The sequence below is a fragment of the Pseudomonas sp. IT-P44 genome, from assembly GCF_949768225.1.
In the GTDB taxonomy this organism is placed as follows: domain Bacteria; phylum Pseudomonadota; class Gammaproteobacteria; order Pseudomonadales; family Pseudomonadaceae; genus Aquipseudomonas; species Aquipseudomonas migulae.
The window spans coordinates 146,893-159,131 of record NZ_CATKQM010000024.1 but is presented as its reverse complement, the minus strand read 5'-3'; the positions used below and the strand labels follow the sequence as shown (position 1 = coordinate 159,131).

10 protein-coding genes and 1 tRNA gene are annotated in these 12,239 nt (G+C 58.3%); 8 read left to right on the top strand and 3 right to left on the bottom strand.

From position 1 onward, the window contains the following. Window positions 1-121 precede the first annotated feature (121 nt). The 4 genes from uvrY (at window position 122) to ACM6IO_RS14290 (ending at window position 3,322) form a co-directional block, all read left to right on the top strand. Window positions 122-763, top strand: a complete 642-nt coding sequence (gene uvrY / locus ACM6IO_RS14305; RefSeq protein ID WP_008015884.1) for a UvrY/SirA/GacA family response regulator transcription factor — start codon at window positions 122-124, stop codon at window positions 761-763. A gap of 2 nt (window positions 764-765) precedes the next feature. Then, entirely contained in the window at window positions 766-2,589 is a 1,824-nt protein-coding gene (gene uvrC, locus ACM6IO_RS14300) for an excinuclease ABC subunit UvrC (protein WP_008037102.1), read from the top strand. A gap of 32 nt (window positions 2,590-2,621) precedes the next feature. Beyond that, window positions 2,622-3,179 carry a CDP-diacylglycerol--glycerol-3-phosphate 3-phosphatidyltransferase gene (gene pgsA, locus ACM6IO_RS14295; RefSeq protein ID WP_008029556.1) on the top strand — a complete coding sequence of 186 codons (558 nt, stop codon included), beginning with the start codon at window positions 2,622-2,624 and terminating at the stop codon, window positions 3,177-3,179. A gap of 67 nt (window positions 3,180-3,246) precedes the next feature. Then, window positions 3,247-3,322, top strand: a tRNA-Gly gene (locus ACM6IO_RS14290). Window positions 3,323-3,457: 135 nt separating this feature from the next. On the opposite strand, the gene ACM6IO_RS14285 is transcribed toward ACM6IO_RS14290, so the two are convergent. Further along, window positions 3,458-4,396 (bottom strand): LysR family transcriptional regulator, encoded by a 939-nt coding sequence (locus ACM6IO_RS14285; RefSeq protein ID WP_207284433.1) that lies wholly within the window; start codon window positions 4,394-4,396, stop codon window positions 3,458-3,460. 138 nt (window positions 4,397-4,534) lie between these two features. Between ACM6IO_RS14285 and ACM6IO_RS14280 the strand changes: the two genes are divergently transcribed. The 3 genes from ACM6IO_RS14280 (at window position 4,535) to ACM6IO_RS14270 (ending at window position 7,204) form a co-directional block, all read left to right on the top strand. Continuing rightward, the gene (locus ACM6IO_RS14280; protein ID WP_008037095.1) at window positions 4,535-5,848 is read left to right on the top strand and encodes an MFS transporter; all 1,314 of its coding nucleotides are present in this window, start codon (window positions 4,535-4,537) and stop codon (window positions 5,846-5,848) included. Window positions 5,849-5,910: 62 nt separating this feature from the next. Continuing rightward, complete coding sequence (locus tag ACM6IO_RS14275) at window positions 5,911-6,660, top strand: creatininase family protein (protein WP_414911705.1); 750 nt, start codon at window positions 5,911-5,913, stop codon at window positions 6,658-6,660. A 79-nt stretch (window positions 6,661-6,739) separates the two neighbouring features. Then, window positions 6,740-7,204, top strand: coding sequence for a RidA family protein (locus tag ACM6IO_RS14270; protein WP_414911704.1), 465 nt, complete (start codon window positions 6,740-6,742; stop codon window positions 7,202-7,204). Between the two features lie 63 nt (window positions 7,205-7,267). Here the strand turns inward: ACM6IO_RS14270 and ACM6IO_RS14265 are convergent, their stop codons facing one another. Both ACM6IO_RS14265 and ACM6IO_RS14260 read right to left on the bottom strand, forming a co-directional pair. Further along, window positions 7,268-8,524, bottom strand: a complete 1,257-nt coding sequence (locus ACM6IO_RS14265) for an OprD family porin (RefSeq protein ID WP_192227021.1) — start codon at window positions 8,522-8,524, stop codon at window positions 7,268-7,270. A 288-nt stretch (window positions 8,525-8,812) separates the two neighbouring features. After that, window positions 8,813-10,552 (bottom strand): dipeptidase, encoded by a 1,740-nt coding sequence (locus ACM6IO_RS14260; RefSeq protein ID WP_414911703.1) that lies wholly within the window; start codon window positions 10,550-10,552, stop codon window positions 8,813-8,815. A gap of 286 nt (window positions 10,553-10,838) precedes the next feature. Here ACM6IO_RS14260 and ACM6IO_RS14255 point away from each other — a divergent pair, with 286 nt between their 5' ends. Then, window positions 10,839-12,008, top strand: a complete 1,170-nt coding sequence (locus ACM6IO_RS14255) for a DUF1624 domain-containing protein (protein ID WP_414911702.1) — start codon at window positions 10,839-10,841, stop codon at window positions 12,006-12,008. The last annotated feature ends 231 nt before the right edge of the window (window positions 12,009-12,239 follow it).

Genomic DNA, 12,239 nt, shown 5'->3' with positions numbered 1-12,239 from the left:
GCATGAGACAAGCCTTTCAAGATGTATTGAAACTTTTTATATGACGCTTGCCGCTAGGTCTGCCAGTTGCTTTTTGCTAAGGTGTCGGCAACTCAATAAGACCATATCGCGAGGTGTCTGCTTGATTAGGGTGCTAGTAGTCGATGACCATGATCTCGTTCGTACAGGCATTACACGAATGCTGGCTGACATCGATGGCCTGCAAGTAGTCGGCCAGGCTGAGTCCGGGGAAGAATCCCTGCTCAAGGCGCGTGAGTTGAAACCCGATGTGGTGCTGATGGACGTCAAGATGCCGGGTATCGGCGGTCTTGAAGCCACGCGCAAACTGTTGCGCAGTCATCCGGATATCAAGGTCGTCGCGGTCACCGTGTGCGAGGAAGATCCGTTTCCTACACGTTTGTTGCAGGCCGGGGCCGCGGGCTACCTGACCAAAGGCGCCGGGTTGCCGGAAATGGTCCAGGCCATCCGCCTGGTGTTTGCCGGGCAACGCTACATCAGCCCGCAGATTGCCCAGCAACTGGCGATCAAATCCTTTCAGCCGACCAATGATTCGCCCTTCGACGCACTGTCGGAGCGGGAAATCCAGATCGCGCTGATGATTGTCGGCTGCCAGAAGGTCCAGATCATTTCCGACAAACTGTGCCTGTCGCCCAAAACCGTGAACACCTACCGTTACCGAATTTTCGAAAAGCTTTCGATCAGCAGCGATGTCGAATTGACGCTGTTGGCAGTTCGTCACGGCATGGTTGATGCCAGCCTCTGAAAATGACTGACACCTTCGATCCGAGTGCTTTCCTGTCGACGGTCAGCGGACGCCCCGGCGTCTATCGCATGTTCGACAGCGAGGCGCGCCTGCTTTACGTCGGCAAGGCCAAGAATCTCAAGAATCGTCTGTCAAGTTACTTCCGCAAGTCCGGCCTCGCGCCCAAGACCGCTGCGCTGGTGGCGCGTATCGCCCAGGTCGAAACGACGATCACGGCCAACGAAACCGAAGCCTTGCTGCTTGAGCAGACGCTGATCAAGGAATGGCGCCCGCCCTACAACATTCTGCTGCGCGACGACAAATCCTACCCGTACGTGTTTCTTTCCGACGGTCAGTTCCCGCGCCTGAGCATTCATCGTGGGGCGAAAAAGGCCAAGGGCAAATATTTCGGCCCTTATCCCAGTGCCGGGGCGATTCGCGAAAGCCTGAGCCTGCTGCAAAAAACCTTTTTCGTTCGCCAGTGCGAAGACAGCTACTACAAGAACCGCACACGCCCATGCCTGCAATACCAGATCAAACGCTGCAAGGCTCCGTGTGTGGGGCTGGTGGAGCCCGAAGTTTATGCCGAGGACGTTCGTCACTCGGTGATGTTCCTCGAAGGGCGCAGCAATGCGCTGACCGATGAATTGTCCGCCGGCATGGAAGAGGCGGCGATCAACCTCGAATTCGAGCGTGCCGCCGAATTCCGCGACCAGATCTCGTTGCTGCGCCGGGTCCAGGATCAACAGAGCATGGAAGGCGGGACCGGTGACGTCGACGTCATCGCAGCGTTCGTCAATCCGGGCGGTGCCTGTGTCCATTTGATCAGCGTGCGCGGTGGTCGGGTGTTGGGTAGCAAGAATTTCTTTCCGCAGGTGGGCATTGAGGAAGACGTTTCCGAAGTCATGGCCGCGTTTCTCGGTCAGTACTTCGTCAGCAGCCCCGAGCGCGACTTGCCGAGCGAGCTGATCGTCAACGTGGTTCACGAAGACTTCCCGACCCTGATCGCGGCCATCGAAGAGCTGCGCGGTCGTGAGCTGAGCATCAGTCACAGGGTTCGTGGCACGCGGGCACGCTGGCAGCAATTGGCCGTGACCAATGCCGAGCAGGCTCTGGGCGCGCGCCTGGCCAACCGCCAACACGTTGCGGCACGTTTCGATGCCCTGGCCGACGTGCTGAAACTGGATGAGCCACCGCAGCGCCTCGAGTGCTACGACATCAGTCACTCCAGCGGCGAAGCGACCGTGGCGTCATGCGTGGTGTTCGGCCCCGAAGGGCCGATCAAGTCCGATTACCGGCGCTACAACATTGAAGGCGTCACGCCCGGCGATGACTACGCCGCGATGCACCAGGCCCTGACCCGGCGCTTCAGCAAACTGAAGGACGGGGAGGGCAAGTTGCCGGACATTCTGCTGGTGGACGGCGGCAAGGGGCAGTTGTCCATGGCGCGCGATGTGCTCAATGAACTGGCGGTGCCCGACCTGATTCTGCTGGGCGTGGCCAAGGGTGCGACGCGCAAGGCCGGCTTCGAAACCTTGTACCTCAATGACGCCGCCCACGAATTTACCTTGCGTGGCGATTCTCCGGCACTGCATTTGATCCAGCAGATCCGCGATGAAGCCCACCGATTTGCAATTACCGGACACCGTGCCCGTCGTGGCAAAACGCGCCGTACGTCTACGCTTGAGGGTGTAGCCGGGGTGGGTCCGACCCGTCGGCGCGATTTGTTGAAACATTTTGGTGGATTGCAGGAGCTGTCTCGTGCCAGCATCGAAGAGATCGCCAAAGCACCCGGGATCAGTAAAAAGCTCGCAGAGTTGATTTATGCAAATCTGCACAGCGAGTAGAATGCCCCCTCACCTCGTAGCCAGTTGTGCCGATGAATATCCCTAATCTGATTACCGTTCTACGCGTCCTGCTTATCCCGATCTTCATTTTACTGTTCTACCTGCCTTACCAATGGAGCTACCTGGCGTCCGCTTCGGTCTTCGCGTTTGCCGCTGCCACAGACTGGCTGGACGGATACCTGGCTCGTCGTCTGGAGCAAAGTACGCCGTTCGGGGCGTTCCTCGATCCGGTGGCCGACAAGCTGATGGTCGCCGTGGCGTTGGTGCTGCTGGTGCAGGAACACGGTAATTTGTGGCTCACGCTGCCGGCTGCCGTGATCATCGGTCGCGAGATCGTGGTATCGGCACTGCGCGAGTGGATGGCCGAGCTCGGCGCTCGTGCTCACGTCGCCGTGTCGAACCTGGGCAAATGGAAAACCGCCGCGCAGATGTTGGCGCTGGTGATCCTGCTGGCCAATCCGTCGGACTTCACGTTCTGGGTCCTGGTGGGTTACGCCTTGCTGATGATCTCTGCGGGCCTGACATTGTGGTCCATGGTTCAATACCTGCGGGCTGCCTGGCCGCATCTGAAGACCGATGTGGAAAAATAAATAAAACTTTTTTGAATCAAGGGGTTGACGGAGCTTCTGGATTCTATAGAATGCGCACCACCAAGACGCGGGAATAGCTCAGTTGGTAGAGCACGACCTTGCCAAGGTCGGGGTCGCGAGTTCGAGTCTCGTTTCCCGCTCCAAATACAGAAAAAGCGCCACTCAATGAGTGGCGCTTTTTTTTGTGCGTTTTTTTTGGTTGGCATTAGAAAAAGAGGCATCAGCCTCTTTTTTCATTCCAGCGATTTCATTGCGCCTATCAGCAAACAGCGCTGAGATCACCGAGAAGCCAATCTGATTCCGTCACCCGCCCCAAACATCGGCAAGCGCTGCAACATCCAGTTCAGCAGCTCCTGAGCCGGCGCGGCCAGCGGTCGGCCGGACTTCACCAGCAGTTTCGCCTCCACACCCAGAAACAGTGGATGGTCGATCAGTACCGCCGCGAGGCTGCCTTGTTCGATTTCCCGATAGGCAGCGAATTCGCCGAGCAACGAGGTGAAATCTCCGGAGGCCACCAGGCGCTTGAGTGCGGCGAGGGAGTTGCTGACCAGTGCCGGGCGGATTTCGATTTTCTCGGCGTACTCAAGCATCTTGATCGCATGCCCGATACCGAAGGTGGGGGGCGTCAGCACCAGTCGGCAGGTGAGTATGTCCTCGACGGTTGCCGTTCCCCCTCGCACTGCCAATGGATGATCGGGGCGAACCAGCAGCATCACTGGCTGCGATGACGTCGCGCGGTAATCGATTTGCGAATGCGGCGGAGGATTGTAGGCAAGGCCGATGTGCGCACGGTTTTCGGCGACTTCGTTCAGTACGTCGTCGACGGGAAGAATGTCCAGCCGGACATCGAGCTTGGGGTACTGTTTGCAGAAGGGGGCGAGCACGTTGTCGACCAAGGCATCGACATAGCCCTCACTGATGACGACTCGCACCTGACCCTGTTGCAGGCCCTTGATCGCTTGAAGCTGGTCTTCGAGTTTCTCCTGGTGTGATCGATAACCGCGCCAGAACTCCAGCAAGTGCGCCGCTGCCTCGGTGGGTTGCACGCCGCGAGCCTGGCGCTCGAACAGTTTTGCGCCCAGTTCCTCTTCCAGCAGCTTGATCTGGCGCGTGATAACGGAGGGCGACGTATTGATGCTGTCCGCCGCGCCACGAATCGAGCCGTGGACCAGCACTTCATGAAAATACCGCAGCCGTTGTTGGTTGATCTCGCGCATCCCGAGCCCTCTCGCCAGAAAGTTTGTGTTGCCTGTAGGGCAACGATACACGAACTTAGTTGCTCTTGCTGGGCCTGCGGTGCCGGTGCAACATTCTTTGGCACGAACGCAGACCAACAAGAATAATTGGAGACTCGCATGTCAACCTTACTGACACCGGCAAGCAGTGATGCCGTTTCTGCCCTTTACCGCAAGCTCAATTGGCGGCTGTTGCCACTCCTGTTCATTTGCTACGTCTTTGCGTATCTGGACCGGATCAACGTCGGCTTCGCCAAGCTGCAGATGCAAAATGATCTCGGACTGTCCGATGCGGCCTACGGAGCGGGCGCCGGTATTTTCTTTCTGGGGTACGTGCTGTTTGAGTTGCCGAGCAACCTGATGTTGCCGAAGGTGGGGGCGCGAAAAACCTTCAGCCGCATTCTGGTGTGTTGGGGCATCACATCGGCCTGCATGCTCTTTGTGCGCAACGTGCCAATGTTTTATGCGATGCGTTTTCTACTGGGCGTATTCGAAGCCGGTTTTGCCCCCGGCATGATTTATTACCTGTCTTGCTGGTACGGCCCCAAGCGCATGGCGAGGGCCATTGCGATCGTGTTTATTGCCGGTCCCATCGGCGGCATTATCGGCGGTCCGCTGTCTGCCTGGCTGATCACCACGTTCGAAGGCGTTGGGGGCCTGGCCGGCTGGCAATGGATGTTTTTGATTGAAGGTCTGCCTTGCGTGTTCCTCGGCATCCTGACCTATTTCGTACTCTCCAACCGGCCCTCGGAGGCCCGATGGCTGAGTGTTGAAGAAAGGACACTGCTGGAGAGTGAACTCGGTACATCGTCGGGGCGTGCCCATTCGTTCCGGGCGGTGTTGCGCGACCCGAAAATCTACATCCTCGCGTCAGCCTATTTCTGCATCATCTTCTCGATCTACGCCATGAGTTTCTGGCTGCCGGCAATCCTCAAGGCCCAGGGCGTCAACGACACCATGCAGCTGGGTTGGTATGCCGCGATTCCCTATGTCGCGGCGGCATGCGGCATGTACTGGATAGGGCGTCGGTCCGACCGGGTCGGCGAACGACGCTACCACTGCGCAGTCCCTGCGGGCATTGGCGCCATCCTGTTGCTCATGTATCCCTTTGCCGACGGCAACCTGATGGCGTCGCTGGTTCTGCTGACCGTGGCGACCGCCATGATGTTCATGGCCTACACCGTGTTATGGGCGATGCCCTCCGAGCACATCAAGGGTGATGCGGCGGCGGGAGGCATCGCCTTGATCAACACCATCGGTCTTTCCGGCGGCTTCTGGGGGCCTGCGGTGATTGGCTGGGCAAAAACGGCAACCGGCAGCGCCAATCTCGGCATCGTCGTTGTGGGCTGCGTCTTCCTGTGTGCAGCGTTCGTGATCCTTGCCACCAAACGGCAACCCCGTGAGCGCCCGGTTTCTGAATTCAGCGCGGGTTGATCAACCGCCTCCCACTTGATCAGTCGTGTTCCGAAAGGAACCCTTTTAAAGAGAGAACCCACATGCTTTTACACCTATCGACCTGGGCCGAGATCGGGAAATTCCTTGAGCGCAGCCGCACCATCGTGATCCCGATCGGCTCCAATGAACAACACGGTCCGACCGGCCTTTTGGGGACCGACTGGATGTGCCCCGAAATCATTGCGTGCGAAGCGCAGAAGTCGGCAGACATCCTGATTGCGCCGACTTTCAACATCGGCATGGCCCAACACCATCTTGGATTCCCCGGGACCATTTCACTTCGTCCTTCGACGTTCATTGCGGCCATTGGCGACTGGGTGCGTTCGTTGGCCGCTCACGGGTTTGAAAAAATCCTCTTCCTCAATGGCCACGGGGGCAACGTCGCATCGATTGAAGCGGCGTTCTCGGAGCTCTACGCCGAAGCAAGCTTCGCTCGACGCCCTGCGGGGTTCGCGCTGAAGTTGTGTAATTGGTGGGATCTGGAGGGAATCGGTGAGTTGGCGCGGGCGCAGTTTCCTGAGGGGCACGGCATTCATGCCACGCCGTCCGAGATTGCCGTGACCCAATGGGCCTACCCGGATTCCATCAAAACCGCCGGGTACTCGCCGCAGATCGCGCCGTGGGGGCCGATTCGCGAAGCACTGGATTTCCGCGCACGCCATCCGGATGGCCGCATGGGTTCGGATCCGTCCCTGGCCAACCCGGACAAAGGCCGTGCTCTGGTGATGATGGCAGCGCAGAGCCTGGTGCAGGAAGTCGACGCCTTCAGCCGCGAATCGATACCCGGCTAAACAACCGGATCAAACGTTTTTCAACTAGCCCAGCGCCCGGAAGTTCCGGGCGTTGGCACGTTCTATTCGAGGAAAGCCCATGATTGAACATGATGTTTATACCCGCCTGAAAGACCTCGGTATCGAATTGCCCACCACCGGTGCTCCCGCCGCAGCCTATGTAATGAGTGCGCAGAGTGGCAATGTCGTTTACCTGTCCGGCCATATCGCGAAGCAAGACGGCGAAGTCTGGGCAGGAAAACTGGGCGAAACGCTGACGACAGAGGAGGGCTATGTGGCCGCGCGTTCGACCGCCATCGATTTGTTGGCGACGCTGCAGGCACATCTTGGTGATCTGAATCGGGTCACGCGGATTGTCAAAGTGCTGAGCCTGGTGAATTCAACGTCCGGTTTCACCGAGCAGCATCTGGTCACGAACGGCGCCTCGGAGCTGCTCGCCGAGGTGTTTGGGGATAAGGGAAAACACGCGCGTTCGGCATTCGGCGTGGCACAGATTCCGTTGGGCGCCTGTGTCGAAATCAAGATGACCGTGGAAGTCAGTTGAAGGCCGGGTAACAGTAAAACCTGTGGGGGCGAAGTGATTCGCCCCCACACTTGTTTTTAGAAATCAGAACAGCGTCCACGTGTAACTGATGATCAGTCGGTTCTCGTTGATATCCGTGCGGTAGTTGGAGCGTGCCACCGCATTGCGCACTCGCACGCCGAGGCCTTTCAATGGGGCTGCCTGGAAGGTGTAACTGAGGTCGAGGTCACGCTCCCGATCTTTGCCTTCATAGCCCATCCCCGTCTTCACATTGTCGCCGGTGACATAACGTGTGCTGGCTAGCAGGCCAGGCACACCGAGGGCCGCGAAGTCATAGTCATAGCGCAGTTGAAAGGAGCGCTCATGGGTGGAGACGAACTCGTAGGTCGGCAGTTCGTTGCCAAGGGCGCTGACATTGAGAAACACGCGAGGAAAGGGGCTGTCGCCGTACATGCCCTGGTAACCGGCATAGAACGTATGGCCACCGAGCTTGGCCGATAGCAACGAGAAGAAGGACTGGTTGTCGACCTTGCCCACCAGTTTGCGACCTTCTTCCTGAGCGTCGTAGTAACCAAGATTGGCGCCCAGCACCCAACTGCCCACCGGCACACTGTGTTTCAAACCGAAGAAGTTTTGCTCGTAGATATCTTCCAGTCGGGAATGCCAGGCACTCACGGTGGTGCGGTTACTGTTGAACGCGTAATCGCCGCCCACGTAGTTGAAGGCATCGCTCGACACTTGGCGTTGCGGCTTGTTGCCCAGCAACGCCTGGAGTTTGCTCTCGCCGGCTTCATTGCGCAGGGTCGTGGAGGTCAAATGCCCGGCTTGCAGCGTCAGGCCGGGGATTTCGCTGCTGGTAATGCTTGCGCCCTGATAGGCCGGGGGCAGCAAGCGGATGTCGCTGAAGACCAGTGTCGGCAGGTTGGGTTGCAGTTCACCGACCTTCAGCTCGGTTTTGGAAACGCGCATCTTCGCCGCCAACCCGAGGCGACCATAATTGTCCGCGGCATGGCCATCGTCCTTGACCGGTAATAACCCCGAGTTGACCCGGTCCGGGCTGCTGTCGAGCTTGATGCCGAATTTGCCGATGGCATCCAGGCCGAATCCTACCGGCCCGGGTGTGTAGCCGGATTTGAAGTTGAGGATGAACCCTTGGGCCCATTCCTGAGCCATCGATTTTTCCGAGCCTCGGATATCGGAGAAGTCTCTGCTGAAAAAATAGTTTCGGGTTTGCAGGGTAGCGGTGGACTGTTCGACGAATCCGCTGTCGGCGGCCTGGGCAAGGTTGGCGCCAGCCCCGGTAAACAGCAGTACACACAGTTTGCCTTTGTCTCTGGTCATAATTTAACTCTTGTTTTTATTAGACATGACTCTCCCGTAGGCCCTCTGTCGGGGCTTGTGCGCGTGCGGGGGAGGTAAGACAGCCGGCAGGATGTGGCGCTCGCAGCCGCTCCGGTGTCGAGAGCGATGCTCGCTCCATTGATCAATGGCAGCAAGAGCAACTTAATTCAGAGATCGTTGCTCTGGAGGCAACGCTGATGGCAAGGCGTGAAAAGACTGCTACAGGAAAGTGGATCAGGACGTTGTAAGCGTCGGACCCGCCAGAGCAGCGGGTCCGAAGGGGAGGGCTTAGAGTTTTGGCAACTGGCCGATGCGCCCGAACATCTCGGTCACGATTTGAAGGTCCAGCAGGAACTGGTCGACGGTCTTGAACTCGTTGTCGGTGTGGCCGGTGTATTTGACTTCGGGCCGGGCCAGGCCGAACTGCACGCCGTTGGGCAGTTCATGGACCGAGGTGGCGCCGGCCGAGGTGCCGAATTTGTGTTCCATGCCCAGGTTTTCGCTGGCCACGGCGAGAAGCGCCTTGACCCATTCACCCTCGGGATTGCGGTACATCGGTTCGGCGATCGAGTAATCGAAGGCCACCGCAACCTGGGATTTCTTGCTCCAGGCGTCCAGCTTGTCGGCGATTTCGCGCTTGAGCACTTCCGGGGACTTGCCCTTCGGTACGCGCAGGTTGACCGCGAGTTTGAAGGTGTTTTCATCCATCCCGACAAAGGTCAGGGAGGTGGTCAACGGCCCCATGAACGCATCGGAAAAACCGACCGCCAATTTGCCACCCAGATAATCGAGCCCCCAGTTGTCGGCAGCGTAGCGGGCCGCGTCGGTGATGTGGTTGTGCTTGAGGGCGACCTTGCCGTCGAGGCTGTTGATGAACACCAGCATTCTCGCCACCGGGTTGATTCCGGACTCGGGCTCGGAGGAGTGGGCGGAAACACCGGTGACTGTCAGCGTGACGTCTTTGCCGACGACCTTGGCCGTCACCTCGAAATCGCCGCCATTGCGTTTGGCGTACTCGGTGCCGGCCTTTTGCAGGCTGGCGGCCAGTTCGGCGGGTTTGTCACTCAGCAGGGTGGCGACCGACGCCGACGGAATCTGGTTGGTGGCCAGGCCGCCAGTCATCGAGACGATTTCAGCACCCTTGCCGTCAGCCTTGCGCTTGGGGAAGTTGGCCATGACGGTGCCGTAGCCTTTCTCGGCGATCACCACCGGGTAGCCGCCATCCAGCGCCAGGTTGTAGTTCGGTGTGGGGTTGTGTTCGAAGTAATAAGGGATGGCGTCGCCGCTGGTTTCCTCGGTGGTGTCCACCAGCAACTTGAAATTCCTCGCCAGCGGCAGCTTTTCTTCCTTGATGACTTTCATGGCGTAGAGCGCCACCACGATGCCGTTTTTGTCATCTTCGGTGCCACGGCCATACATGCGATCGCCAATTAGGGTGACCTTGAATGGATCGAGGCGGGTGCCGTCTTTCAGGACCCAGTTTTCCGGTGTCACGGGCACCACGTCGGCGTGGGCGTGAATGCCCACCACTTCATCGCCGCTCCCTTCGAGGGAGATTTCATAGACGCGGTTGTCGACGTTGCGAAAGGTCAGGTTGAAGGCCTGGGCCAGGCTCTTGATCTTGTCGGCGATCTTGATGAATTCAGGGTTGTCGTGCTGGGCAATGCCGTCCACGCGGAAGGTCGGGATGGCCACCAGTTCGCGCAGCGTCTCGGTGGCGGCGCTGCCGTATTTCACCCGCGCATAGAGGCCGAGCAGGCGATGGATTTCGTTCTGCTGATCGGCGGAAAGGCTCTTGTTGTCGAGGAAGGCTGAGATTGCCGTGCCGAGGTCGTCGGTTTTGGCCAGGTCGCTCTTGGCCACGCTTGTCAGGAACTGCCTGAAATCCGTGATCGATGCGTCACTGAACGTCTTGAGGATGGCCGCGCCTTGCTGCGGGGTAATGTTGGCGTGCGCTGCTGTGGTGAACGACGAAAGACTGGCCAGCATCAACGTTGTCGCGGCCAGGTGCTTGAGTGAGAAGTCCATTGTTGAAGGCATTCCTTTGCAGGTGTCTGATTAATGAAACAAAACATTTCAACATTAACATTGTAGGAGCGAGCCTGCTCGCGATGGTTTAAAGGACGCTGCGTTTACCCAGGCAACACGCGTTTGCGTTTACGACCATCGCGAGCAGGCTCGCTCCTACATGGTTTCTTTCTAAATGTGCACAAACTAAAAAAATGCTTTGAGATGTTATAGGGTAACAATATAAGGTGCCCGGCAGGCTGTCCTGCGGGACACGTTTATTCACCCCTTGCGTTGCGAAACATCCATGACCCTTGCACCTTCTCGCTCCACCGGCACGGCAGTTGGCCGGCTTCTTTCCATCGATGCATTGAGGGGCATGGTGATTCTGTTCATGCTGCTCGACCACGTCCGCGAAACCTTTTTCCTGCATCGGCAAGTGTCCGATCCCATGGACATCACCACGACCGAGCCGGCGCTGTTTTTCAGCCGGACACTGGCGCATTTGTGCGCGCCGGTCTTCGTGCTGCTCACCGGTCTGTCGGCCTGGCTGTACGGTGAGAAGTACGCCGGCAAGGCCGACGTTTGCAGCTTCTTGTTCAAGCGAGGGCTGTTTCTGGTGGTGCTTGAGTTCACCCTCGTGAACTTCGCCTGGACGTTCCAGTTTCCGCCGACCGTCATTTACATGCAGGTGATTTGGGCCATCGGCTTGAGCATGCTGGCCCTGTCGGTGATGGTCTGGTTGCCGCGTCCGGTGTTGTTGCTCTTGAGCCTGGCGATCATCGCCGGTCACAACTTGTTGGACGGTCTGCATTTTCCGATCGAGTCGGCGATGCACGTGCCATGGGCGATTCTCCATGATCGCGGCTGGATCGAACTGTCCGAAGGGTTTCGGCTGCGCACGTCCTATCCGGTGCTGCCGTGGATAGGAGTCATTGGTTTGGGTTACGCCATGGGTCCGTGGTTCGGGCGAGCGGCGCAGGCCAAGGGGCGCCAACGCAAATTGCTGCTGTGTGGCGTTTTGGGGCTGGCCGGTTTCGTCGCACTGCGGCTGCTCAACGGCTATGGCGAGAAGCCGTGGAGCGTTGGCGATACGTCCGTGCAAACACTGATGAGCTTTTTCAACATCACCAAATACCCGCCGTCGCTGCTGTTTATTGCGTTGACCCTGAGCCTCGGATGCTTGCTGCTTCTCTGGTTTGAGCACCTGCAGAAGAGCCGATGGTTGCGTCCCTTGACGGTGTTTGGATCAGCGCCGATGTTCTTCTATCTGTTGCACCTCTACGCACTGAAGGTTTTGTATCTCATCGCTGTAGCGCTGTTCGGATTGAATCAGGGCGCGTACTTCGGTTTCGACTCGGTAGGCGCGGTATGGATCGCCGCAATCCTGTTGGCCATTGCGCTTTATCGCCCGGTCCGGTGGTTCTCGGGGCTGAAGGCCCGACGTCGCGACATCGCCTGGCTCAAATACCTGTAATGCCCATGAATGCACTTTTATAAAGCCGTGAGGCCTCGGTCTGCACTATGCGAAGGCAAAAGTCTGGAGCCTGTTCGGTGCTCGTGCCTGAAAAACGCCGGGCAATCAGCGTTTTCGCGATCTGGCACAAACACTGCAATACACCGGACAGGCCCACCATAAACGCAGTCGAGTGGGCAGCCCCCTCGGTCAACGACGATCGAATCATGGGCAACATCGGTGGATCAGGCA